This window comes from Streptomyces sp. NPDC002817 (genome assembly GCF_053592055.1).
On sequence record NZ_JBSFUY010000034.1, the window covers coordinates 21,414 to 44,312 of the forward strand.

Genomic DNA, 22,899 nt, shown 5'->3' on the forward strand with positions numbered 1-22,899 from the left:
CGGATCCGGCTGTCGGTGGCGGGGAGAGTGACCGCCCCAAGGGGAGAGCGACCGCCCACGGGAGGGTGACGGGCGCCACTCACCACGGGGGTTTGCATGACCATGCGTTCCGATGCATAATCTTCCTATGTCCAAGGTCCTCACCTCCCTGCCCGCCGGCGAGCGCGTCGGCATCGCCTTCTCGGGCGGCCTCGACACCTCCGTCGCGGTCGCGTGGATGCGTGACAAGGGCGCCGTCCCGTGCACCTACACCGCCGACATCGGCCAGTACGACGAGCCCGACATCGCCTCGGTGCCCGGCCGCGCCCAGACCTACGGCGCCGAGATCGCGCGCCTGGTCGACTGCCGCGCCGCGCTGGTCGAGGAGGGCCTGGCCGCACTCACCTGCGGCGCGTTCCACATCCGCTCCGGCGGTCGGGCGTACTTCAACACCACCCCCCTCGGCCGTGCCGTCACCGGCACGCTGCTGGTCCGGGCGATGCTCGAGGACGACGTCCAGATCTGGGGCGACGGCTCGACGTACAAGGGCAACGACATCGAGCGGTTCTACCGCTACGGTCTGCTCGCCAACCCGCACCTGCGGATCTACAAGCCCTGGCTGGACGCGGCGTTCGTGACCGAGCTCGGCGGCCGCAAGGAGATGTCCGAGTGGCTGGTCGCGCACCAGCTGCCGTACCGGGACTCCACGGAGAAGGCTTACTCCACCGACGCCAACATCTGGGGCGCCACCCACGAGGCCAAGACCCTGGAACACCTGGACACCGGCCTCGAGACCGTCGAGCCGATCATGGGCGTCAAGTTCTGGGACCCGTCGGTCGAGATCGCCACCGAGGACGTGACGATCGGCTTCGAGCAGGGCCGCCCGGTCACGATCAACGGCAAGGAGTTCGCCTCCGCCGTGGACCTGGTCCTGGAGGCCAACGCCATCGGCGGCCGCCACGGCCTGGGCATGTCCGACCAGATCGAGAACCGGATCATCGAGGCCAAGAGCCGCGGCATCTACGAGGCGCCGGGTATGGCCCTCCTGCACGCCGCGTACGAGCGCCTCGTCAACGCGATCCACAACGAGGACACCCTCGCCCAGTACCACAACGAGGGCCGTCGCCTCGGCCGGCTCATGTACGAGGGCCGCTGGCTGGACCCGCAGGCGCTGATGATCCGCGAGTCGCTCCAGCGCTGGGTCGGCGCGGCGGTCACGGGCGAGGTCACCCTGCGCCTGCGCCGCGGCGAGGACTACTCGATCCTCGACACCACGGGCCCGGCCTTCAGCTACCACCCCGACAAGCTCTCCATGGAGCGCACCGAGGACTCGGCCTTCGGCCCCGTCGACCGCATCGGCCAGCTGACCATGCGCAACCTCGACATCGCCGACTCCCGCGCCAAGCTGGAGCAGTACGCGGTCCTCGGCCTCATCGGCACCGGCAGCCCCACCATCGGCGCCTCCCAGGCCGCGGCGACCGGTCTGATCGGCACGATGCCGGAGCTGCCGGAGGGCGGCGCCGAGGTCATCGCCTCGCGCGGCGAGGTGTCCGAGGAGGACGCACTGCTGGACCGGGCGGCGATGGAGCTGGGCACGGACTAGGAATACGGGCACAAGGGAAAGGCCGGTCGGAGCTTCCGACCGGCCTTTCCTGTTGATGCCGGGTCCTACAGCCCCTTCAGGGGCGCGGGGAACTACGCGACCAGCCACGACGGCGCAGCAGTCAGCCGACGACCGATGGCGGCAGACGCTCAGCGCAACCGCGACGACGACAAGATCGACAACAAGTGCGCCGGCACCATCACCCACGTGATGACAGCCAACGCACCCAGCACCCACCGAGTCGGCTCGATACCGCCGATGACCTCATCCGCAACCGCGGCAACCAGCAGAACCAGCGACGCCTCGATCCCGTTCGTCACCCGGTGAATCTTGAACGCGGCGGCAAGCCGCCGTACCGTCGCCACCCCCTCCGACCGCGGCCGTGTCGCCTCGTCGTCGACGACACCCAGCCCCCGCCGCGCCCGAGCCACATCCACCAGATCGGTGGACGCCTTCAGCAGTACGACCCCCAACGCGGTGGCGACACCGACGGACAGCCACCCCCCGACCCCGGACTCGGCCGCCCGATACCCCGCTCCCGCCATCAGCGCCGCGTCGGCCAAGTAGGCACCCAGCCGGTCGACATAGATCCCGCCCGCACTGTTCTGCCCCTTCCAGCGCGCGACTTCCCCGTCCACGCAGTCGAAGAGCAGGAACAACTGCATGCACACCACGGCCAGTACGGCACCGGTGAGCCCCGGAATCATCAGCGCGGCGCCCGAGGCGACCCCGAACACGACCATGGTCCAGGTGAGTTGGTCCGGTGTGACCCGCGTCCGCACCAGCTGCCGGGTGAACCGCAGCGACACGCGCCGCATGTACAGCCGCCCCGCCCAGTGCTCACCGTTGCGGCTGGCCAGCTTGGCCTGCGGCTGGACCACCTCCCGCAGCTCCTCCAGAACCGGGGCAGCGACCATGACCGTTCTTCCTTCTCCAGGGTCCCAACTGCCGCTGAAGCGGCGGTGGTCGGCACAGGCTACTTGACCTGTTGCGGAAGTTTCCCGACGGGCCCTCTGGACATTTTGTGCCGAATTTTGACACCGTCGAGCCATGCCCGAGACCAAGGAAGCCCTCGCCTTCTACGCCGCCCAGAGCCCGTACTCCGACCCGGGCGCACTCGCCGGCGTCTACGCCGATCTGCCGCACGACCCGGCCGAACTGGCCCGCGTCTCCCGGGACTTGCTCATCCACCGCGTCGAGGGCGACCTCTTCGGCCACACCCACCCGACCGACCGCCTCCACAACGACGCCGAGTCCCGGTACATCGACGACACCCTGAGCATCCTCGTCGAGCGCAACGCCGCCCCGCTGTCCGTGCGACGCGAGCTCGGCGACCGGTTCGTCGGCACCTGCCGGGACTTCACCCTGCTGCACTGCTCGTTCCTGCGCCACGCGGGCATCCCGGCCCGGGTCCGGATCGGCTTCGCCGACTACTGGGGGTCGAGCTTCCACGGCGACCACGTCGTCACCGAGTACTGGGACGACGAACGCGGCTGGCTGCTCGCCGACGCCCAGCTCGCCGACCCCTTCGTCAGCGGCCACTGGAAGGTGGGCTTCGACCCGATGGACGTCCCCCGCGACCGCTTCCTCGTCGCGGGCGAGGCATGGCGGGCGATCCGTGAACAGGGCGCCGACGAGAGGACGTTCGGCCTCCATGGTCCACAAGAGGGACCGTTCTGGGGCGAGCGATACGTGGCCGGCAGCATCCGCCTCGACCTCGCCGCCCTCAACAAGGTCGAGACCCTGCTGTGGGACGTCTGGGGAGAGGACGAGGGCGAACCGGGAACACCACTGCCGGAGCCGTCGCGGAAGTTCTACGACGAGGTGGCCCCCGTCGTCTCGGACGAGATCTCTTTCGAGGCGGCACGAAAGCTGTTCACCGAGAACGAGGTGCTGCGCACCCCACAGACGGTGACCACCTACGCCCCCTTCAACGGCCCGAGCGTCACAACTCTCCGCTAGGCCAACCCCCTCAGGGGCGCGGGGCTGTGTTGAATTTGCGGCTGCCGCCGCGCGGGCGCGACCATCCACGACGGCGCGGCAGTCAACCGACTACCTTGCACCTCGCCCATCCCCCCGGAACGCCCCCGAACAACCCGATGCGCACAGGCCGCCGCCAACAACTCCCCCAACAGATCCGGATCCCCGATCTCCAGCCCCAGCAGAGACTCGATCCGCTCCAAGCGCTGGTAGAGCGACTGCCGCCCGATATGCAGAAGGGCAGCCGTACGAGTGGGCGAGCACCCGTTCCGCAGATGCACCTCCAACGTCCGCACAAGATCACTCGCGTGGGCGGCCTCCCACTCCAACAGCGGCCCAAGCGCGTGCTGCACCAACCGAGCCAGCCGATCCCGGTTCGCATCGACGCCGCCCCGCGTCAGCTCCCGTTCCAGCGCGAGCGCCCGAGAGGACGTCACCAACGGCCCCTCGGGCGCCCCCGGCTCCGCGGCCGGGACGGTCAGCGCCAGCTCCAGGGTCGTACGGGCCGCCCGCAACGTGTCGCTCCACCGCAGCCAGCCGCTCCCGACGGCGACGGCATGCCCGACGGCCACGGTCAGGCCGGGTTCGGCGGCGGAGCGGAACGCGTCCTGGACCCCTCGCACAGGGTCACCGGCCGGGTTCCGGGCAACGCCAGCAGCGCCAGCACGTCCCCCGGAAACGCCGCCCGCAGGACACTCGCCCCGCCCAGCACGCGTACCGCCCGGTCCACCACCCCCGTCTCCCGAGCCCCGTGCACCGACACCCCGATCAGTCGCGCCCCCGGCCCCGGATGGAACCCCGCGAGCGCCGCCCGCGCCTCCACCTCGGGCTGGTTCAGTGCCGCCCGGTCGGCGAGGTCGGCCAGCAGGGCCGCCGTGTGGTCGTCGCCCCAGGGCCGTACGACCGACCGCCCGGACAGCCCCCGTGCCACGATCGCCCGATTGGCGGCCTCCGTGATCCGTACGAAGGGCACGACGCGGTGCATGGCCAGCAGCGGCAGCTCCAGGCGGCGGGCCTCGTCGACCACCTCGGCCGGCATGGCGGGCAGGGACCGGCCGACCTCCACCGCGAGCCCGGCCGCACCGCGCGCGGCCAGCTCCCGGACGTACCGGCGGCGGACCTCCTCGTCCGGCTCGCTCAGCCCGAAGCCGTTGGTCAGCAGCAGTTCGCCGCCGTCGAGGAAGTTGGCGCCCTCGTAGACCTCACTGGAGTGCACCCAGCGGACCGGGCGGTCCAGGGCGCCCTCCCCGGCCAGTAGCTCGGGCTCGGTGGCGCGGACGGGGTCGAGGGTGAGGACTTCGCGGAGGGTGAGGGCGGACACGGGGTACCTCCAGGGCGCTGACAGTCCCGCTGACAGAACGTCCGGCTGTGGGATGCGGGGAGAGTACTTTCCGCACGTTGCCCTCGTGTTTCGCCCACAGGAGAGTGAAGGCATGGACCCCACGGACCCGCACACCCAGCTCGCCACCGCCGTCGCGGAGGCCCGCGCCGGTCTCGCCGAGGGCGGCATCCCGATCGGCGCCGCGCTCTACGGAGCCGACGGCGTCCTGCTGGGCCGCGGCCACAACCGGCGCGTCCAGGACGACGACCCCTCCATGCACGCGGAGACGGCGGCGTTCCGGGCGGCGGGGCGGCAGCGGTCGTATCGCGGTACGACGATGGTGACGACCCTCTCGCCCTGCTGGTACTGCTCCGGCCTGGTCCGGCAGTTCGGCATCTCCCGGGTGGTGATCGGCGAGTCGGCCACCTTCCACGGCGGCCACGACTGGCTCGCCGAACACGGCGTGGAGATCGTCCTCCTGGAGGACCCCGAGTGCGTCGCGATGATGCGCGACTTCATCAAGAACAACCCGGCACTGTGGAATGAGGACATTGGTGACTGAGCAGCCGCGTATCCCCACGATCGACCTGAGGCCCTGGGTGGACGGCGACACGGACACCCGGGCCGCCATCGCCCGTACCGTCGACGAGGCCCTCCAGACCGCCGGGTTCCTGCTGGTCACCGGCCACGGCGTGGACCCGGAGCTGCGCGCCGCCATCCGGGAGGCCGCGCGGAACTTCTTCCGGATGCCCGTCGACGTCAAGGAGCCCTACACCGCGAAGGTCGGCGGGCGTGGCTGGCTCGGTCCGGGTGCGGAGGCCAACGGCTACTCGGAGGGGACGGAGACCCCTCCGGACCTGAAGGAGTCGCTGACCTTCGCGACGCACGAGCCCTTCGAGGATCCCGAGATCAACGCGGAGTGGTACGCGCCCAACGTGTGGCCGGCGGAGGTGCCGGAACTCCGGACCCTGTGCGCGGAGTACCTGGCACGGATGGGTGAGCTGGAGAACCAGCTCCTCGACCTGCTCGGTGTGGCCCTCGGGCTCGAACACGACTTCTTCTCCCGGCACATGGACCACCCCACGTACGGCTTCAACATCAACTGGTACCCCGGGACCGAGGTCATCGGCGAGCCCCAGCCCGGTCAGTTCCGCATCGGCCCGCACACCGACTTCGGCACGGTGACGATCCTCGACCGGCAGGCGGGCAAGGGCGGGCTCCAGGTCTGGACGGACGAGGGCGGCTGGGAGGACGCCCCCTTCGACCCGGACGCCTTCACCATCAACATCGGTGACCTGATGGCCCGCTGGACCGGCGACCGCTGGCGCTCCGGACGCCACCGGGTACTGCCCCCGCCGGCGGACGCACCCGCCGAGGAGCTCATGTCCCTCGTCTACTTCGGCGAGTGCACCCCGGGCACGGTGGTGGAGTCGGTACCGGCGCCGGTGGGGCGGGTGGCGTACGAGGCCGTGGACTCCCACGTGTACCTGCGGGAGAAGCTGGACTCGATCACGGTGGACTAGCTCTCCAACCGCCGGATCAGTCGCTCGAAGCGGCCCCGCCGGCGCGGCCCGGACTCCGCCTCGCCCTGGAACTCGTGGGTGAGGCGGAGGGCCCGCGAGCCCGTCGCGGCGGGATCCGCACATGGCCGGTTACGGGCGCTCGCCGCGCTCGTCGACGACCGTGCGCTCCAGGACCGCCGTGCGCGCGGTCACCTCCCCCTTCTTGAAGCCCCACGGCAGGTCCTCCACCGCGACCTCCCGCTCGCCGAGGAACTCCTTGGTCTGCTTGTCGAAGATCAGCTCCCGGCGCTGCCCGTCGTCGATCCGCGCGACCGCGACCCCGTGCCGTCCGGCCGCGTCCACGGCGTCGTCGATCACGAAGACACCGGAGATCCTCGCGGCGGCCCGGTAGAGCGCGGCGGTCTGGGCGGGCGGCATCAGGGACTCGCGGGCGAGGTCACCGACGAGGACGAAGTTGGCCTCGTCCTTGCTGCCGCTGCCGTCGCCGCTCGCCTTGACCAGCCACTCGTACATCTTGTCGGGGTCGGTCGGCAGGGTCTGGAGGTGGCGGTAGTTGGTGTTGCGGGCGTTGCCCGGGGTGTCCTTCTCCAGGAGCAGGTTCTCGGAGCGGGCGAACGGTTCGTGCACCATGCCCTGCTCCTTGCCGTCGACCGACAGCCACACCTCGCGCTGGTGGACCGGGTCGAGCTTCGCGGACCCCTCACCGTCGTGGGAGGTCCAGGCGACCTTGCTCTTGATGTACACGAACTGGTCGTCCCGGATGTCGCCCGGCACGTCTGCGTGCTCGGCGGCGAGCGCGATGTCCTCCAGCAGGGCCGCGGCGGTCCGCGGGACGGTCGCCGACGGCACGGCCACCGGCGGCCCTGCCCCGTCGGAGCCGGACGGCACGGCGAGGGTGAGGGTCACGGCGGTGACGGCCGCGACGGCTCCGGCGACGAGGGCCGGTCGCAGCCAGGGCCTGCGCGCCCGGGTCCCGTTCTCCCGCGACTCCCGTGCTTCCTGCCGGATCTCGGTCATCAGATGCTCCTTGAGCAGTCGGTGACGGCCCGGTGGAAGGTCCTTCTCGGGAAGCTGGTTCATCGGTTTCCCTCCCTCAGGGGCCTGACCGCGGTGGTGCGGTCATCTCTCATCTGTCCGACCGTTTGGGAGAGTTCCATGTGTTTCGCGAGTTTTGTTCTCGCGCGTGAGAGCCGCGACCGTACGGTCCCCACCGGCACCCCGAGCGCCTCGGCGGCGGCCGCGTAGTCGAGGCCCGACCACACGCACAGCGCCAGCACCTCCCGCTCGGCCCGCCGCAACCGCGCCAACGCGGTCCGTACGACGGCCAGTTGCGCGGAGTCGTCCAGGCGCCTGGCGACCTCGTCGGCGAAGTCCCCGACCGCCTCGTCACGCGGCAGCCGGGCGACGGCGGCTGCATGACGACGGGCCGCGCGGCGGGTGTTGCGCGTGACGTTGGTGGCGATGCCCAACAGCCAGGGCCGCAGCGAGCCGCCCTCCTCGTCGATCCTCGCCCGCAGCCGCCACGCGTCGAGGAAGGTCAGCGAGACGACGTCCTCGGCGGTCGTCCACTCCCCGGTGAGCCGGTAGGCATGGTTGTAGACGGAGCGTGCGTACGCGTCGAAGAGGTCGCCGAAGGCGTCGTGGTCCCCCGCGCGAATCCGTTTCCGCAGATTCGTATCCACGCCCCTCTACCTGTCCGCACGACGAAGGCCGGTTCCCGTGACTCAGGTCACAGGGAACCGGCCTTCACCGTAAGGCGGTTACGCGCTTCGCCTACACACCCGCGTAGGAGTGCTTGCCGGAGACGAAGATGTTGACGCCGTAGTAGTTGAACAGCCAGCAGCCGAACGCCAGGAGCGCGAGGTACGCGGCCTTGCGGCCCTTCCAGCCGGCCGTGGCGCGGGCGTGCAGGTAGCAGGCGTAGGCGACCCAGGTGATGAACGCCCAGGTCTCCTTGGGGTCCCAGCCCCAGTAGCGGCCCCACGCGTCGCCCGCCCAGATCGCGCCCGCGATGATCGTGAACGTCCACAGCGGGAAGACGGCCGCGTTCACGCGGTAGGAGAACTTGTCGAGGGACGCCGAGGCGGGCAGCCGCTCCAGGAAGGACGTGGCGAAGCTGCCGGGCTTGCCGCCGTTCGCCAGCTTGTTCTCGTACGAGTCCTTGAACAGGTACAGGATCGTGCTGACCGCGCCCACGTAGAAGACCGCGCCGCACAGGATCGCGGTGGAGACGTGGATGTACAGCCAGTACGAGTGGAGGGCGGGAACCAACTGGTCGCTGGCGGTGTACAAGACAGTGACGGCGATGCCGAGATCGAGGAGGACCGACGTGATCAGGAACAGCCCGAGCCAGCGCACGTTCTTCCTCAGCGCGAGCAGCGTGAGGTACACAGCGACGGCCACCGTGGAGAAGGTGATGTTGAACTCGTACATGTTGCCCCACGGCGCCCGCTCCACCGAGGCCGCGCGGGCGATGACCCCGGCGAGCTCGATGAGAAAGGCGAGCACGGTGAGGGACACGGCGATACGTCCGTAGAGGTCCCCCTGCTCGTCCCCGCCGTGCGCCCCGGGCCCGTCCGGCACGTCCCGCTGGCCGGCGGCGGCCCGCACCACGACCTTCGGCCGTTCCAGTACGGCGGTGGAGCCGCCCTTCTTCACCGTCACGGCCGGCGCCTTCGCCTTGCCGTCCGCCCCCTCGGTGAGCGCGGCGGCGGTACGGCCGATCTTGCTGCGGCTACCGAAGATCCATTCGGTGATGTAGGCGAAGAAGGCCAGGGTGTAGACGGCCATCGCGGAGTAGATCAGCGTGTTGCTGAGGTTCGCGAGGTTTTCGTTGGTGGCGGCGGCCAACTCGGTTGTGGCGGCGAGAGTCACTTCTCGGCCCCTTCGGCAGGTACGACTTGGGGGTTGGGGGTGGTGGGTTTCTCGGTGCTCGGCTCCGCGACGGGGTCGGCGACCGGGGACTTGGCGGCGCTCTCGGGATCGGCGGCCTTCGGCTCGCTCCGCGTCCCGTCGGCACCCGTGTCGTCCTCGCTGTCGGGTGCGCCCGGCGCCTGGTCGTAAAGAATCCCCGCGAGGTCGCCCAGTTCCTCCGGCACCTTCGCGGACTCGCTGCGGCCCAGGCCGGCCATCTCGACGACCGTCACACCGTCGGCGCCCCTGACCGCCCGCACCCACACCCGGCGGCGGGAGATGAACAGGGAGCCGGCGAGGCCGAAGATCGCGACGATCGAACCGATCAGTGCCCAGTCGCTGGCGGGCTGGCGGGTGACCTGGAAGTTGGCCCACTCCGCCGTGGAGTCGTAGGTGATCGAACCGGCGCCGTTCGGGAGCTTCATGGTCTCGCCCGGCTTGAGGTTCTCCCGCTGCTGCTTGCCCTTGGAGTCCTTGAACTCCTTCAGATGGGACTTGTCGAGCTGGTAGACGCTCTGCGGGATGCCCGCGTCGACCCCGAGGTCGCCGTAGTAGCCCGCCAGGTTCAGCACCGGGTTGTTCAGCGCGGGGAAGGTGGAGGCCGTCTCGCTGCCGGCCGTGTACGTCGGCAGGAAGAAGGCCTCGAAGCCGAGCTGCTCCCGCACACCCTTGGCGTTGCGGTAGCCGTCCATGATCTTGATGACACCCGAGGAGGTGATGTTGTTGTCGAGCGGCAGCAGCGGTACGGAGTCGTGGTAGACGACGTTGCCCTTGCCGTCGCGCACCGTGATCACGGGGGCGTAGCCGTGGGCGGTGAGGTAGACCTTGGAGTCGCCGACCTCCATGGGCTTGTTGACCTTGATGACCGTCCGCTTGCCCTTGCCGTAGGCGCCCACGCTGTAAGTGAGGTCGGCCTGGAAAGTGCGCGCGGTGCCCCGGTTGGGGCCGGTCTTCTCGTAGCTGCCCTGGAAGTCGTTGAGGGTGAAGCTGAACGGGTCCAGCTCGTCCTGGGTGAAGAGGGTGCCGGACTTGAAGTCGTCGTACTGCGTGAGGGTGTTGGAGAACCCGCCGCCCTCGACGACCAGCTTGTTGCCCTCCATCTTGAACAGCTGGCCCCAGGCGAAGGCGATCAGCATCACGATGAGCGCGATGTGGAAGGCGAGGTTGCCGACCTCGCGCAGATAGCCCTTCTCGGCGGCCACGTTGTCACCGGCGAGGTGGGCGCGGAAGCGGCGCTTCTTGAGCAGGGCGAGCGCGGCCTCGCGGACCTGCTCGGGCTCGGCCCGGGTGCGCCAGGTCGTGTAGGCGGGCAGCCGGGTCAGCCGCTTCGGGGCGCCCGGCGGGCGGCCGCGCAGCTGGCCCACGAACTGCCAGGTGCGGGGCACGATGCAGCCGATGAGGGAGACGAACAGCAGGATGTAGATCGAGGAGAACCACATCGAGCTGTAGACGTGGAAGAGACCGAGCTTGTCGTAGACGTCCCCGAGGGTGGGGTTGGCGTTACGGAAGTCGGCGACCTTCGTCTCGTCGGTGCCGGTCTGCGGGATCAGCGAGCCGGGGATCGCGCCCAGCGACAGCAGCAGGAGCAGCAGCAGCGCGACCCGCATGGAGGTCAGCTGCCGCCAGAACCAACGGACCCAGCCGATGACGCCCAGCGAGGGCAGGTTGGCGGCGTCCTCCACGGGGGCGGTGGAGAGCTGGGAGCCGGCGGCGCTCAGGTCGTCGTCGGTCGTGGTCTTGCTCATCGTTCAGACACCCACCGTGAAGCCGTTGGACCAGACTTGCATCTCCTGCACGAGGCTGTCCCACGCGCCCGTCAGCAGCAGCACCCCGGTCAGGATCATCATCGTGCCGCCGATGCGCATCACCCAGACATAGTGCTTCTTGACCCAGGCGAAGGCGCCGAGCGCCTTGCGGAAGGCTACTGCGGCGAGCACGAAGGGAATGCCGAGACCCAGGCAGTAGGCGACCGTCAGTATGGCGCCACGTCCCGCACTGCCCTCGTTGGCCGCGAGGATCGTCACGGAGGAGAGCGTGGGGCCGAGGCAGGGCGTCCAGCCGATGCCGAAGAGGGCGCCGAGGAGGGGGGCGCCCGCGAGCCCGGTGGCCGGCTTGGTGTGGAAGCGGAACTCCCGCTGGGTGAGCCAGGGCATCAGGCCCATGTAGAAGAGGCCCATAAGGACCATGAGGACGCCCAGGATCTTCGTCAGGACGTCCTTGTTCTCCTGGAGGTTCGAGCCCCAGTAGCCGAACAGCGCCCCGCCGGAGACGAAGACCACGGTGAAGCCGAGCACGAAGAGAGACGCACCGGCGACCATCCGCCCGCGTCGGGCGTCCGCCAGGTCGGTACCGCTGACCCCGGTGACGTACGACAGGTAGCCGGGGACGAGCGGCAGGACGCACGGCGAGAAGAAGGAGACGAGACCCCCCAGCACCGCGATGGGCAGCGCGAGCAGCAGGGCGCCGTGCAGCACCGTGCCGTTCGTCTGGGCGGCGAGCGCAGTCACTCCGCTCACGTCACTTCTCCGCGAGTACGGGCTTGATCATCCCGGTCAGCGTTTCCTCGCTGAGCGCCATCAGCGCCCGTGCCGCGATCTTGCCGCTCCGGTCGATGACGAGCGTGGAGGGGATCAGCTGCGGGTTGAGCGTGCCCTTCTTGAACCGGAGCATCTGCTTGCCCGTCGGGTCGTACAGGCTCGGGAAGGTGACCCCGAACTCCTTCTCGAAGTTGATCGCCGAGGTGGTGTTGGTGTCCCGGGTGTTGATGCCGACGAACCGGACGCCCTGGCTCTTGAGCTTCTCGGAGACGGCCTGGAGGTTCTTCGCCTCCGCCCGGCAGGGGGTGCACCAGGAGCCCCACACATTGACGACGAGGACCTTGCCCTTGTAGTCGGCGGTGGAGAGCTGCTCGCCGTCGATGGTCTTGCCGGACAGCACCGGGGCGGCGTCCCGCTTGCCCTGGGCGACCGTGTCGACGCCGTCGTTTCCGGTGATGAACTTGGTGTCACCGCTGCCGCCCACCTTGCCGCCGGAACTGCACGCGGTGAGGGTCAGCGCGGCTGCGGCGGCCATGGCGGTGAACAGGACGGCTCGACGGTCGGTGCGGGTCAGGGCACTCATGTGAAAAGTTTCGCATGCCCGTTCTGGGGATCTTGCGCACCCCCCTTGCGGGCGGAAATCCGCATTTCAGGCGGCGTTCGCGGAGCTCCCCGCGGTGCTCTGCGAGCTGTCCTTCATGAACGCGTTCCAGCCACCGGCCGGTTCCTGCCCGACGTCCAGCGTCCGCAGCTGGGCCAGCACCTCCGGCTTCTGCACGTCCATCCAGTCGACGAACTGCCGGAAGGAGACCAGCCGTACGTCCTCGCCCTTCTCCTTCTCCGCCGCGATGTGCTTCAGGGCTTCCTCGACGGCGTCCATGTAGATGCCGCCGTTCCACTGCTCGAAGTGGTTGCCGACGAAGAACGGGGCGCGGTTGGTCTCGTAGGCACGCTGGAAGCCGGCTATGTAGGCCCCGGCGGACTGTTCTCGCCAGGCCGGGTAGTTGTGGGCGGGCGCGTTGGTGGAGTTGATCGACTGGTTGGCGAGCATGTTGTAGTCCATCGAGAGAACCTCGAAGCTGCGCCCGGGGAACGGGATCGCCTGGAGCGGCAGGTCCCACAGCCCGTCCTTCTTCTCCGGCCAGACCTGGCGGCCGCCGGGCGAGGAGGCGTCGTAGCGCCAGCCGAGCTCCTTGGCGGTGGGCAGCAGGTTGTCCTGGCCGAGGAGGCAGGGCGTACGACCGCCGACGAGTTCCTTGTCGTAGTCGAAGGGGAGAGCCGGCAGGTCGGTCCAGCCGGTGTTGGTCCGCCACTCCTTCACGAAGGCCTTGGCCTGGTCGATCTCGCTGCGCCACTGCTGGGGCGTCCAGTTGCCGACGGTGCCGGAACCGGCGCAGAAGTGGCCGTTGAAGTGGGTGCCTATCTCGTGCCCTTCGAGCCAGGCGCGCCGGACGTTGGTCAGGGTGGCCTTGACGTGCTCGTCGGTGAGATAGCCGATGTCGGAGGCGCCGACCGGGTTGTTGGGCGGGTCGTAGAGCCGCTTCTTCGACTCGGGCAGCAGATAGAGCCCGGAGAGGAAGAAGGTCATGTGGACGCCGTGCTCCTTGGCGAGGTCCAGGAAGCGCGGGAAGAGTCCGTTGCCGACCTCGCCGGCGCCGTCCCAGGAGAAGACGACGAACTGCGGCGGCTTCTGGCCCGGCTCCAGCGGTTCCGGCTTGGCCGGCTGGTGGGGCTGCTTGCCCGTGTACGAGGTGGAGCCGTCACCGAGGGGGCGGGCGCGGTGGGTCTGGCCGCGCGGCTTGTTGCCGGTCGTGGAACCTCCGGTACCGCCCGACCCCTCTGACGGGGTGAGGGTGCCGCAGCCCGCGAGCCCGAGGGCGGCCGCACCACCCACACCGAGTCCGAGTGCTCCCCTACGGGTGAGAGTGCGCATTGCATCCCCGTTCGTCACGTCCTGCGAAGTGGTCACCCATTCAGAGGACGCGACGAACGAGGAGGTTCCCCTCGGTCACACGGATTTCGCAACAAATGTCACAAACACGTCTTGAGCATCAGGTCTGTCGGCTATGCACCGAACGCCTTGTCCTTGCCCTTCACCGGCTTGGCACCGGCACGGAGATGCGCGGGGACGAGATCGATCGCGGGCTCGCTGTACCCCACGGACACGATCTTGTCGCCCTGATACGTGAACGTCGTCAGCGAAGCCAGCGTGCACTGCCGCCGCCGCGGGTCGTGCCACAGCCGCCGCTTCTCGACGTACGATCGCACGATCCAGATCGGCAGCTGATGGCTGACCAGTACCGCCTCATGCCCGCGCGCGGCGTCCTTCGCGGCGCCCAGCGCCCCCATCATGCGGACGACCTGGTCGACGTAGGCCTCACCCCACGACGGCTTGAACGGGTTGACGAGGTGCTTCCAGTTCTCGGGCCGCTTCAGGGCGCCGTCACCGACGCCGAAGGTCTTGCCCTGGAAGACGTTGTCGGCCTCGATGAGCCGCCCGTCGGTCGCGAGGTCGAGGCCGTGCGCCTTGGCGATCGGCGTGGCCGTCTCCTGAGCCCGCTCCAGCGGGGAGGAGCAGACGTACGTGACGTCCCGGGGGGCCAGGTGCTCGGCGACCCGGTCGGCCATCTGCCGCCCCAGCTCGGACAGGTGGTAGCCGGCGAGACGGCCGTAGAGGACCCCGTCGGGGTTGGCCACCTCACCGTGCCGCATGAGGTGTACGACGGTGATGTCGGGGTTGGTCGAGGTGCTCACGCGGTCGCCTCCGCTGCCGCTCGGGCCGCCGCCGGGAGGGCGTCGGCGATGCGCTGGACCGCCTGGTCGTCGTGGGCCGTGGAGACGAACCAGGACTCGAAGGAGGACGGCGGCAGATAGACGCCGTCGGCCAGCAGCGAGTGGAAGAAGGCGGTGAAGCGGAAGGACTCCTGCTTCTTGGCGTCCTCGTAGTCCCGCACCTCACGGTCCGTGAAGAAGACGGAGAACATGTTGGAGGCGTTCTGCACCCGGTGGGCGACGCCTTCCTTGGTGAGCGCCTCGGTGACGAGCGACTGGATCCGCGCGGACACGGCGTCGACCTTGTCGTACGCGGCGTCGTCGAGCAGCCGCAGCTGGGCGAGGCCCGCGGCGGTGGCGACCGGGTTCCCGGAGAGGGTGCCGGCCTGGTAGACGGGCCCGGCGGGCGCGAGGTGCGCCATGACGTCGGCGCGACCGCCGAACGCCGCGGCCGGGAAGCCGCCGCCCATGACCTTGCCGAAGGTCATGAGGTCGGGCTTGACCCCGTCGATCCCGTACCAGCCGGCGCGGCTCGTGCGGAAGCCGGTCATGACCTCGTCGGAGATGTAGAGGGCGCCGTTCTTCGAGCACGCGTCCTTGAGGCCCTGGTTGAAGCCGGGCCGCGGCGGTACGACGCCCATGTTGCCGGGCGAGGCCTCCGTGATCACACAGGCGATCTCGCCGGGGTGCCGGTGGAAGGCCTCCTGTACGGCCTCGAGGTCGTTGTACGGCAGGACGATGGTGTCGCCGGCCTGGGCGCCGGTGACGCCGGGCGTGTCCGGAAGGGCGAACGTGGCGACACCGGACCCGGCCGCTGCGAGGAGCGAGTCGACGTGACCGTGGTAACACCCGGCGAACTTGATGACCTTGGTCCGCCGGGTGAACCCGCGGGCGAGCCGGATGGCCGACATGGTGGCCTCGGTGCCGCTGGACACCAGCCGCACCTGCTCCAGCGGCTCGATCCGGGCGACCATCTCCTCGGCGAGCGCGACCTCGCCTTCACCGGGCGTACCGAACGACGTACCGCGCGAGACGGCGTCCTGGACCGCGGCGATGACCTCGGGGTGTGCGTGCCCGAGGATCATGGGCCCCCAGGAGCAGACGAGGTCGACGTACTCACGTCCGTCGGCGTCGGTCAGATACGGGCCGGTACCGGACACCATGAACCGGGGCGTTCCGCCCACGGCGCGGAAGGCGCGCACGGGGGAGTTCACGCCGCCTGGTGTGACAGTGGCCGCACGGTCGAACAGTGCCTGTGAGGCAGGCGCATCATATGAATAGGGCGTTTCGCTCATGACCTGCGACTTCTCCGACTTCTCGGACTCCGGTTGCCGACTTTCCTCCTCAGGGTAGGCCAGCGGCCCTGACCGACAGCGGTCTGTGGTCCGACGGCATCTGCGAAACTGAGAGCTGATAGACACAGCTCGTGCGGCCCTTGGTGTTCGGGTGCTGCGAAGATCCTGCGGACAGGTGTTTCAACGCACGTTTCGGCGGGCGGCCGCGGGGGAGGTCACTGACACGATGATCGGGTTGCGCGGCGGGGGCCACGCCTCCTAGAAAAGCAGTCGGGTGGAGATATGCATCGCGGTGGCGGACTGGGCGAGGGGACTGATGACCTGGGTCCTCGACGTGCCCGGCGGGGAAGGCACCGGCGCGACGCGGAGGAAGCCGCAGAATCACGTCAAGGACATGCGGTACCGAGTGAGTCGGAGCGGGACGACCGACGTATCGAACGTCGGATCGAGCAGCTGAGGGCGGGGAGCAGGAATGGTGGTCGGGTGGGGGTGACGTACAAGTACTTCGGCGCGCCGGACGGCGCGACCGCGGCCCGCGTCCCGATCTCGATGCGCCCCGAGGAACTCGGCGGCGACGAGCTCGGGATGAACGGCATGTTCACCAAGATCAAGCCGGAGACCATGGCGGCAATGGTCCTCACCGGCATAGAAGGCGTCCCGCTGCACAAGGTCCCGCCCCTCGAACTGGTCGTCCTGCACCCCGACTACGCGGTCGTGAAGCTCCCCATGACGGTCGTCGACCCGCTGCGCGGCATCGGCGAGGAAGCGGTGGGCGCGGCGGCGTTCATCTGGTCGACGGTCCCGGACCGTGGCGGTCCGCGGGACGCGTTCAACGTGTACCAACTGCTGCACGAGTGGCAGGACTTCAGCCACCGCCTCCACGAGGCGGGGCATCAGCCGTACTGCCTGGTCTGGCCCTGAGCCGGGGCGCGTGCGTCGCCGCACCGCCCCAGGGATCCACGGATCACGCTCCCGACAGGCCCGTCGGGCCGCCCTCGGGGGCGGTCAGGCCGCCGGGTGCGGCTCCCGTCCCGTCAGCCTGCGGGCGAGCAGGCCGAGCAGTGCGGCGTTGAACAGCCCGCACAGGACGGTCCCCGCGGAGAAGAGCAACGGGGTCAGCCAGGCGAGCGGGGAGTCCCCGTCGGGTGCCAGCGCCATCAGGGGCATATTGACGATCATGCTGAGCGGAGCCGTGGTCATGAGCGGCCAGATCCCGGCGAACCCGGGGTCCGGCGACAGGTACACGGCCCACAGGAAGAACCCCAGCGACGCCGCGACCACCGCGAGGTAGCCCCGCGCGAGCCAGTTGTCCACAGCGGGCGCCAACAGGGCCCGGATCCTCGGGAATCGGGGGCGTGCGGAGCGGGCCATGTCGGTGCCTTTCTCTTCGAGGTGACGTTCGAGGTGACGTTCGAGGTGACATTCGAGGTGAAGGGGAGAGGGGAGGGATTCACGCGTGCCGGGCGTCGGCACGGACATCCCGGACGTGGTGGGCGAGCGCACCGACCACGGCGGCGTTCACCAGAGCGCACGCGAGCAGCCAGGCACCCATGCCGACCGAGGCGGCCACGACAGCCGGCCCGCCACTGCCCTCGGCGCTACCGGGCCCGAAGGGCACGACCGCGCCCAGCATCGACAGAGGCTCCGTGAGCAGCATCGGACCCATCGCGTACGCACTGTCCGGAAACAGGAACGCCACCGGCACGGATGCGGCGAAGACCGCCAGATACCCCCGGCCGCCCCAGTTGTCCGTGGCGAGCGCGAGCAGCCGCCGCAACCGCACAAGGCGGCCCGGCCGCGAGACGTTCGACATCGCGGATCCCTTCGGTTCGTCCGTTGTCGCTGTGTGTTCCAACGGTGTCCCGAGCCCCCGCCCCGAGGCATGAGTACGGGTGCTCATCTCCGCCTGGGTTTCCGCCCCGCGGACCACAGGCCACATCCCGGGTTAGGCTCGCGATCTTGACTCGAATACGCCGTCCGTCCTGGGGGGATTGTGGGTATATCCACCGTTGTTTCGGTGTCCGGCAGAGTGAGGATCGCGGCGTTCACGGCCATGCTCATCGCCGGGGGATCGGTTGCCTGCGGAGGGAGCGCCAAGAGCGATTCCGCCGCTGGAGACCCGCCCGAAATGACGCCCGCGGCGGCCGTGGCGAAGGCGGCGAAGAACTCCGAGAGCATCACGTCGCTCCACTATCGGATCAGCGGAACCGTGGCGGGGAAGGGCCGGCTGAAGGCCGAGGCCTCCATGACCACGAAACCCTCGGCAATGAGCCTGAAAATGAACCAGACGGAAGACCGGGGCGGGGACGGTCGTCTGGAGATCCGGTTTGTCGACGGGGTCATGTACGTCGGTGGCAGCGCGATTCGTTCCGAGAAGCTGAACGGCAAGAGCTGGCTGAGCGCCGCGCCGGCCGTGTGGGGCCGCGGCAACACGGAGAACCAGTCCTACGGCGTGCTTCCCCGTCAGCTGGAGCAGAACCTGCTCGTGCAGTCCACGCTCCTGGTCGGCTCGAAGGATCTGCGGGTGATCGGGACCGAGACGGTCGACGGCACCAGGGCCACGCACTACAAGGGGACGGTCGACGTCGACAGCCTGAGGGGCGAGCGCCTTGACCAGATCTTCGGGCTGGAGGTCTCCGAGCCGCTCGCCATGGACCTGTGGACCGACGGCGACGGCCGCACCAAGCAGTTCCGCTTTCAGGCCAGGCACCTCGACCTGCTGACCGACACCGAAGACGGGCGGCTCGAACTGACCGTCACCTTCCTCGACATCAACCAGCCCGTCACCATCAAAGCCCCGCGGGCCGAGGACACCGCGCCTCTCGGAGACGACACAGCGGAAGGGTGAGCATCACCGGGGCACCTGACCGTTCCGTTCGGCACGACCGTATCGAGCGCGCCTGCCATGGCCTCTCACCGCGCGGGCCCAAGAACAGGCGGCACCTGACCGCCCCCGGCAGGCTCGGTGTCGCCGTCCTCCCGATCGGGGTCGCCGGTCAGGGCGAGTGGTGCGGGCGGGTCCTGTCGTAGGAGGACGTCGCCCGCGGTGAACTCTTCTCCCGCAAGGACGACGACAGTCTCGAGGAGACGATCCTCGGCCAGGACGAACAGGCGGTACGGCGTGAGCTGGACCGTGCGGTCAGGAAGTGAGCGCCGCTCCCCCGGTCGAGACGCGGCTGCTGCCCCCGCCGTCGCGCTGGAGTACGGCCGGCATCGACACCGGTCCGGGCCGACCCGACCCCCGGCCCACTCAAGAAGATCGCCGAACGGGCCCCGCCGGTTCCCGTCATTTCGTCCCCGCCGTCCGCAGCACCGTCAGCGCCAGCGTCCGCGCCACCGCCACCACCTCCCGCACGGACACCCGCTCCCGCGCACTGTGGGCGAACTGGATGTCCCCGGGCCCGAACTGCAGCGTCGGAATCCCGGCCCCGGCGTACAAGCGCAGATCACTCCCGTACGACGCCCCGCGCTCCCTGAGCGGCCCGCCCCCGGTGTCCGCGTGCGCGCCGCGGATCACGCCGGGCAGCAGATGCCCCTCCGGCAGCCGGCCGCTCGCGAACTGCCCACCGGGCCAGGTCACGGTGACCGGATGGTCGGCCAACCAGGCGTCCCCGGCGCACACTTCGGCCACACTCCGCTCGAACGCGGCCCGCGCCGCCACCGGCTCCTCCCCCAGCCGCACCCCCAACCGCCCCTCCGCGACCAGCAGATCGGGCACACTGCTCGCCCAGTCCCCGGAGCGCAGGGTCCCCACCGACAGGGCGTACGGGATCGGATACTCCGCCATCAGCGGATGCGGCTCCCGGTTCCGCTCGGCCTCCAGCCGCCCCAGCGCCCGGTGCAGCGGCAGATAGGCGTCGATCGCGCTGACCCCCTCGTCGCGTGAACTGCCGTGCGCGGACTTCCCGTTGACGGTGAGCCGGAACGTCAGCGCACCGGCGTTAGCGGTGACCAGGGTGCCGCCGGTCGGTTCGGCGATGACACAGACGTCCCCGCCGTGCCCCCGCCGCAACGTCCCGAACGCGCCGAGCCCTCCGTCCTCCTCCCCCACGACGAAGTGCACGGCGACCCGCCCCCGCAGCCGCGCCCCGCTGGCCCGCACCGCCTCCAACGCGATCAGCTCCGCCACCAGCCCGGCCTTCATGTCACAGGCCCCGCGCCCGTGCACGACATCCCCGACGACCCTGGGCACAAAGGGATCCCCCTCCCAGGCACCGAGATCCCCGGGCGGTACGACGTCCACATGCCCCTGAAGGATCAGCGTCGGCCCGTCCCCGCCCTCCCCGGTCCGCCCGACGAGCCCCCACGCCTCGTCCCGGGCCGCCTCCGCACCGGGAAAGTCCGGGTGGGCGCGCAGCGCGTCCAGATCCATGGCCCACAGATCGACATCGAGCCCGAGCCGCTCCAGCCGCCCGGCGAGGTGATGCTGCAACTCCGATTCGGCGGCACTCCCGGTAACGCTGGGAATGGCAACGAGCTCGGCGAGCATCCGCCCGACGGCGGCTTCGTCGATGTGGTCCAGCGCGGCGGCTTCCCCGGCATCCAGCATGTACGCCCTCCCCATCCTCGACGGAGCGATACCTGCTCACCGTAGACGGCGGGTAAGCCCGCGACCGGACCTCAGCCCCCGCCCACCGTGAACCCGATCGCCGAGCCGCCGCCGTCCCTCCGCAGCGCGAACGGGGCTCCGCCGTGGGCCAGGGCCACCTCGCGGACGATCGACAGGCCCAGGCCCGAGCCGGGGAGGGAGCGGGCGTCGGCGGCTCGGTAGAAGCGGTCGAAGATGCGGATCAGGTCCGCTTCGACGATTCCGGGGCCCCGGTCCAGGACCTCCACCCGGACGGTGCCCGGGCGGGCGGGGCCGGTCACCCTGATCTCGATCGGGGCGCGGCCCGCGCGGTCGAACTTCGCCGCGTTCTCCACGAGGTTCGACACCGCGCGCGTCAGCATGCCCGGCCGGCCGTCGGTCGTCGTGTCCCCGCTGACCCGGACCACGACCTCGCGCCCGGTGCGGCGCCGCGCGAGCCCCGCCACGTCCTCCGCGATGTCGGCGAGGTCCACCCGCTGCGGCGGCTCGGTGTCGGACTGGCCGGCCGCGAGATCGACCAACTCGTTCACCAGGTCGGTCAGTTCGCGGGCCTCCTGGCCCAGGTCCGCGACCAGTTCGGCGCGGGTCTCGGGCGGCAGTTCGTCGATCCGCCGCAGCAGCGAGATGTTGGTACGCAGGGAGGTCAGCGGCGTCCGCAGCTCGTGCCCCGCGTCCTGGACCAGGCGGCGCTGGTCCTCCTCCGACTGCGCCAGCCGGCCCAGCATGCGGTCGAAGGCCCGACCGAGGCGGCCCACCTCGTCGTACCCCGTCACCGGCACCTGGATACCGAGGCGGCGGGTGCGGGCGACATCCTCCGCGGCCGAGGTGAGGATCACCAGGCGGCGGGTGATGCGCCGGGCCAGCCACCAACCGAACAGCCCGGCCCCGACCACCACGGCCGCCATCAGGATCAGGGTGCGTTGCTGGAGCGCCCGCAGCAGGTCCTCGGTGTCGCTGAACTCCTGCGCGACCTGCACCGCGCCCCGGCCGTCGCCGAGGGAGACGGTCGCGACCCGGTAGACGTCGCTGCCGACGTCGACGTCCTTGTGCTCGGCCAGCCGCCCCGCCTCCGTGGCCGCCGCGACGAGACGGTCGGCGTCGATGACGGGCAGCCCGGGGCTGCCGGGGTCGACGACCGAGCCGTCCGGCCCCAGCACCTGCACATCGGTACGGGCCGGGCGGACCAGGTCGTGTCCGGGCGCCGACGAGGAGAAGTCCTCCGGCGTCATCCTGTGCTCGCGCACCTCGTCCCGCAGGTCCTGCACGACCTCGTCGAACACGGTCTGCTGGTCCACCCGGACCAGACGGGCGGCGGCCCCGTACGACAGGATCCCGACGAGGACGGTGACGGCCGCCGTGACCGCCGCGAAGGACACCGCGAAGGTGGTCGCGAGCGAGACCAGCCCGGGCCGGCGTCTGCGCAGCAGCCGCGCGAGGCGGCCCACTCAGTCCTCCCGCAGCACGTAACCCACGCCCCGCACCGTGTGGATCAGCTGCGGGGCCCCCGGCTCGTCGAGCTTGCGGCGCAGATAGCCGACGTAGACGGCGAGGTTCTTGGAGCCCGGCCCGAAGTCGTACCCCCAGATCCGGTCGTAGATCGTGGAGTGGTCGAGGACGATCCCGCTGTTGCGCACCAGCAGTTCCAGCAGCTCGAACTCGGTACGGGTCAGCTCCAGCTCCCGCCCGTCCCGCCAGGCCCGCCGCGCCTGCGGGTCCATCTTCAGCCCGGCCGCCTCCAGGTACCGCTCGGGCACCGGCTGCTTGGGCGCCTCGACGGGGGCGACCCCGCCCGCCCCGCCGGTGCGGCGCAGCAGGGCGCGCAGCCGGGCGAAGACCTCCTCGACGTCGAAGGGCTTGAGGACGTAGTCGTCGGCGCCCGCGTCCAGGCCGGCGATCCGGTCCTGGGTCTCCACGAGCGCCGTCAGCATCAGGATCGGCGTCCGGTCGCCCTCGGCGCGCAGCACCCGGCAGACCTGGAGCCCGTCGATGCCCGGCATCATCACATCCAGCACGAGCACGTCGGGCGGGGTGCGGTGGGCCTGGGCCAGCGCCTCGACACCGTCGGCGACCGCGGTGACCCGGTAACCCTCCAGGGTCAGGGCGCGCTCCAGGGCGTGACGGATGGCGCGGTCGTCTTCGGCGAGCAGCACGGTCTGAGGCACGCCTCCATACTGCCAAGGCCGTCGCCGGTTCAGCCGGGTGAGCGGCCCGACGATCAGCCTTTTTACCGGGCTCTCACCGTCACAGAGGCAACCGGAGGGCGTACGCCCACGGTCTTCTCACCACCGAGCGGCCGAGTGGCCGAGTGGCCGAGTGGCCGAGTGGCCGAGTGGCCGAGTGGCCGAGTGGCCGAGTGGCCGAGCCACCAAGAGACCCCGCCACCGGGCC

The 22,899-nt window shown here is 70.1% G+C and carries 23 protein-coding genes; 6 read left to right on the plus strand and 17 right to left on the minus strand.

Features of this window, described 5'->3' with window-relative positions; translation table 11 throughout:
* Positions 1-127: 127 nt before the first annotated feature.
* On the plus strand, positions 128-1,582 hold the full coding sequence (gene argG, locus ACWD3I_RS40115) for an argininosuccinate synthase (RefSeq protein WP_365393957.1): 1,455 nt from the start codon (positions 128-130) through the stop codon (positions 1,580-1,582).
* 149 nt (positions 1,583-1,731) lie between these two features.
* Here argG and ACWD3I_RS40120 read toward each other — a convergent pair whose 3' ends face one another.
* The gene (locus ACWD3I_RS40120; protein WP_365393956.1) at positions 1,732-2,499 is read right to left on the minus strand and encodes a CDP-alcohol phosphatidyltransferase family protein; all 768 of its coding nucleotides are present in this window, start codon (positions 2,497-2,499) and stop codon (positions 1,732-1,734) included.
* Between the two features lie 133 nt (positions 2,500-2,632).
* On the opposite strand from ACWD3I_RS40120, the gene ACWD3I_RS40125 reads away from it, so the two are divergent.
* Complete coding sequence (locus ACWD3I_RS40125; RefSeq protein ID WP_365393955.1) at positions 2,633-3,544, plus strand: transglutaminase-like domain-containing protein; 912 nt, start codon at positions 2,633-2,635, stop codon at positions 3,542-3,544.
* On the opposite strand, the gene ACWD3I_RS40130 is transcribed toward ACWD3I_RS40125, so the two are convergent.
* A complete protein-coding gene (locus ACWD3I_RS40130) occupies positions 3,541-4,185 on the minus strand; it encodes a PucR family transcriptional regulator (RefSeq protein ID WP_365393954.1) in 645 nt (214 codons plus the stop codon). The two genes, ACWD3I_RS40125 and ACWD3I_RS40130, sit on opposite strands and share 4 nt — an antisense overlap.
* On the minus strand, positions 4,137-4,883 hold the full coding sequence (locus tag ACWD3I_RS40135) for a PucR family transcriptional regulator ligand-binding domain-containing protein (protein WP_365393953.1): 747 nt from the start codon (positions 4,881-4,883) through the stop codon (positions 4,137-4,139). The genes ACWD3I_RS40130 and ACWD3I_RS40135 overlap by 49 nt, the downstream gene beginning before the upstream one ends.
* 112 nt (positions 4,884-4,995) lie before the next feature.
* On the opposite strand from ACWD3I_RS40135, the gene ACWD3I_RS40140 reads away from it, so the two are divergent.
* Complete coding sequence (locus ACWD3I_RS40140) at positions 4,996-5,445, plus strand: nucleoside deaminase (protein WP_365393952.1); 450 nt, start codon at positions 4,996-4,998, stop codon at positions 5,443-5,445.
* A complete protein-coding gene (locus ACWD3I_RS40145; RefSeq protein ID WP_365393951.1) occupies positions 5,438-6,406 on the plus strand; it encodes an isopenicillin N synthase family dioxygenase in 969 nt (322 codons plus the stop codon). Before ACWD3I_RS40140 ends, ACWD3I_RS40145 begins: the two co-directional genes overlap by 8 nt.
* A 129-nt stretch (positions 6,407-6,535) precedes the next feature.
* Here the strand turns inward: ACWD3I_RS40145 and ACWD3I_RS40150 are convergent, their stop codons facing one another.
* The 9 genes from ACWD3I_RS40150 to hemL all read right to left on the minus strand — a co-directional run bounded on the left by ACWD3I_RS40150 (position 6,536) and on the right by hemL (position 15,923).
* Positions 6,536-7,486, minus strand: a complete 951-nt coding sequence (locus tag ACWD3I_RS40150; protein WP_365393950.1) for a CU044_5270 family protein — start codon at positions 7,484-7,486, stop codon at positions 6,536-6,538.
* The gene (locus ACWD3I_RS40155) at positions 7,483-8,088 is read right to left on the minus strand and encodes an RNA polymerase sigma factor (protein WP_365393949.1); all 606 of its coding nucleotides are present in this window, start codon (positions 8,086-8,088) and stop codon (positions 7,483-7,485) included. Before ACWD3I_RS40155 ends, ACWD3I_RS40150 begins: the two co-directional genes overlap by 4 nt.
* Before the next feature lie 91 nt (positions 8,089-8,179).
* The gene (gene ccsB / locus ACWD3I_RS40160; protein ID WP_365393948.1) at positions 8,180-9,280 is read right to left on the minus strand and encodes a c-type cytochrome biogenesis protein CcsB; all 1,101 of its coding nucleotides are present in this window, start codon (positions 9,278-9,280) and stop codon (positions 8,180-8,182) included.
* Positions 9,277-11,064 carry a cytochrome c biogenesis protein ResB gene (gene resB, locus ACWD3I_RS40165; protein WP_365393947.1) on the minus strand — a complete coding sequence of 596 codons (1,788 nt, stop codon included), beginning with the start codon at positions 11,062-11,064 and terminating at the stop codon, positions 9,277-9,279. Before resB ends, ccsB begins: the two co-directional genes overlap by 4 nt.
* Before the next feature lie 3 nt (positions 11,065-11,067).
* On the minus strand, positions 11,068-11,835 hold the full coding sequence (locus ACWD3I_RS40170; RefSeq protein ID WP_365393946.1) for a cytochrome c biogenesis CcdA family protein: 768 nt from the start codon (positions 11,833-11,835) through the stop codon (positions 11,068-11,070).
* A 1-nt stretch (position 11,836) separates the two neighbouring features.
* Positions 11,837-12,439, minus strand: a complete 603-nt coding sequence (locus ACWD3I_RS40175) for a TlpA family protein disulfide reductase (protein ID WP_365393945.1) — start codon at positions 12,437-12,439, stop codon at positions 11,837-11,839.
* A 66-nt stretch (positions 12,440-12,505) separates the two neighbouring features.
* On the minus strand, positions 12,506-13,789 hold the full coding sequence (locus ACWD3I_RS40180; protein ID WP_365393944.1) for a polysaccharide deacetylase family protein: 1,284 nt from the start codon (positions 13,787-13,789) through the stop codon (positions 12,506-12,508).
* A gap of 131 nt (positions 13,790-13,920) precedes the next feature.
* On the minus strand, positions 13,921-14,568 hold the full coding sequence (locus tag ACWD3I_RS40185; RefSeq protein ID WP_365394077.1) for a histidine phosphatase family protein: 648 nt from the start codon (positions 14,566-14,568) through the stop codon (positions 13,921-13,923).
* A gap of 38 nt (positions 14,569-14,606) precedes the next feature.
* The gene (gene hemL, locus ACWD3I_RS40190) at positions 14,607-15,923 is read right to left on the minus strand and encodes a glutamate-1-semialdehyde 2,1-aminomutase (RefSeq protein WP_046261349.1); all 1,317 of its coding nucleotides are present in this window, start codon (positions 15,921-15,923) and stop codon (positions 14,607-14,609) included.
* A 483-nt stretch (positions 15,924-16,406) separates the two neighbouring features.
* On the opposite strand from hemL, the gene ACWD3I_RS40195 reads away from it, so the two are divergent.
* On the plus strand, positions 16,407-16,844 hold the full coding sequence (locus ACWD3I_RS40195; protein WP_003974483.1) for a hypothetical protein: 438 nt from the start codon (positions 16,407-16,409) through the stop codon (positions 16,842-16,844).
* An 84-nt stretch (positions 16,845-16,928) separates the two neighbouring features.
* Here ACWD3I_RS40195 and ACWD3I_RS40200 read toward each other — a convergent pair whose 3' ends face one another.
* Complete coding sequence (locus ACWD3I_RS40200; RefSeq protein ID WP_351691759.1) at positions 16,929-17,294, minus strand: SCO4225 family membrane protein; 366 nt, start codon at positions 17,292-17,294, stop codon at positions 16,929-16,931.
* 79 nt (positions 17,295-17,373) lie between these two features.
* On the minus strand, positions 17,374-17,736 hold the full coding sequence (locus tag ACWD3I_RS40205; RefSeq protein ID WP_365393943.1) for an SCO4225 family membrane protein: 363 nt from the start codon (positions 17,734-17,736) through the stop codon (positions 17,374-17,376).
* Between the two features lie 204 nt (positions 17,737-17,940).
* Here ACWD3I_RS40205 and ACWD3I_RS40210 point away from each other — a divergent pair, with 204 nt between their 5' ends.
* Positions 17,941-18,771, plus strand: coding sequence for a LolA-like protein (locus tag ACWD3I_RS40210; protein WP_365393942.1), 831 nt, complete (start codon positions 17,941-17,943; stop codon positions 18,769-18,771).
* A 438-nt stretch (positions 18,772-19,209) separates the two neighbouring features.
* On the opposite strand, the gene ACWD3I_RS40215 is transcribed toward ACWD3I_RS40210, so the two are convergent.
* The 3 genes from ACWD3I_RS40215 to ACWD3I_RS40225 all read right to left on the minus strand — a co-directional run bounded on the left by ACWD3I_RS40215 (position 19,210) and on the right by ACWD3I_RS40225 (position 22,673).
* Positions 19,210-20,472, minus strand: a complete 1,263-nt coding sequence (locus tag ACWD3I_RS40215; protein WP_365393941.1) for an ArgE/DapE family deacylase — start codon at positions 20,470-20,472, stop codon at positions 19,210-19,212.
* Positions 20,473-20,543: 71 nt separating this feature from the next.
* A complete protein-coding gene (locus ACWD3I_RS40220) occupies positions 20,544-21,956 on the minus strand; it encodes a HAMP domain-containing sensor histidine kinase (protein WP_365393940.1) in 1,413 nt (470 codons plus the stop codon).
* On the minus strand, positions 21,957-22,673 hold the full coding sequence (locus tag ACWD3I_RS40225; RefSeq protein ID WP_365393939.1) for a response regulator transcription factor: 717 nt from the start codon (positions 22,671-22,673) through the stop codon (positions 21,957-21,959).
* Positions 22,674-22,899 lie beyond the last annotated feature (226 nt).

Coding starts and splice junctions, on each gene's coding strand:
- ACWD3I_RS40215 (WP_365393941.1), bottom strand. CDS start 20,472: ATGCTGGATGCCGGGGAAGCCGCCGCGCTGGACCACATCGACGAAGCC.
- ACWD3I_RS40175 (WP_365393945.1), bottom strand. CDS start 12,439: ATGAGTGCCCTGACCCGCACCGACCGTCGAGCCGTCCTGTTCACCGCC.
- ACWD3I_RS40125 (WP_365393955.1), top strand. CDS start 2,633: ATGCCCGAGACCAAGGAAGCCCTCGCCTTCTACGCCGCCCAGAGCCCG.
- resB (WP_365393947.1), bottom strand. CDS start 11,064: ATGAGCAAGACCACGACCGACGACGACCTGAGCGCCGCCGGCTCCCAG.
- argG (WP_365393957.1), top strand. CDS start 128: ATGTCCAAGGTCCTCACCTCCCTGCCCGCCGGCGAGCGCGTCGGCATC.
- hemL (WP_046261349.1), bottom strand. CDS start 15,923: ATGAGCGAAACGCCCTATTCATATGATGCGCCTGCCTCACAGGCACTG.
- ACWD3I_RS40140 (WP_365393952.1), top strand. CDS start 4,996: ATGGACCCCACGGACCCGCACACCCAGCTCGCCACCGCCGTCGCGGAG.
- ACWD3I_RS40150 (WP_365393950.1), bottom strand. CDS start 7,486: ATGAACCAGCTTCCCGAGAAGGACCTTCCACCGGGCCGTCACCGACTG.
- ACWD3I_RS40120 (WP_365393956.1), bottom strand. CDS start 2,499: ATGGTCGCTGCCCCGGTTCTGGAGGAGCTGCGGGAGGTGGTCCAGCCG.
- ACWD3I_RS40180 (WP_365393944.1), bottom strand. CDS start 13,789: ATGCGCACTCTCACCCGTAGGGGAGCACTCGGACTCGGTGTGGGTGGT.
- ACWD3I_RS40205 (WP_365393943.1), bottom strand. CDS start 17,736: ATGTCGAACGTCTCGCGGCCGGGCCGCCTTGTGCGGTTGCGGCGGCTG.
- ACWD3I_RS40185 (WP_365394077.1), bottom strand. CDS start 14,568: ATGCGGCACGGTGAGGTGGCCAACCCCGACGGGGTCCTCTACGGCCGT.
- ACWD3I_RS40200 (WP_351691759.1), bottom strand. CDS start 17,294: ATGGCCCGCTCCGCACGCCCCCGATTCCCGAGGATCCGGGCCCTGTTG.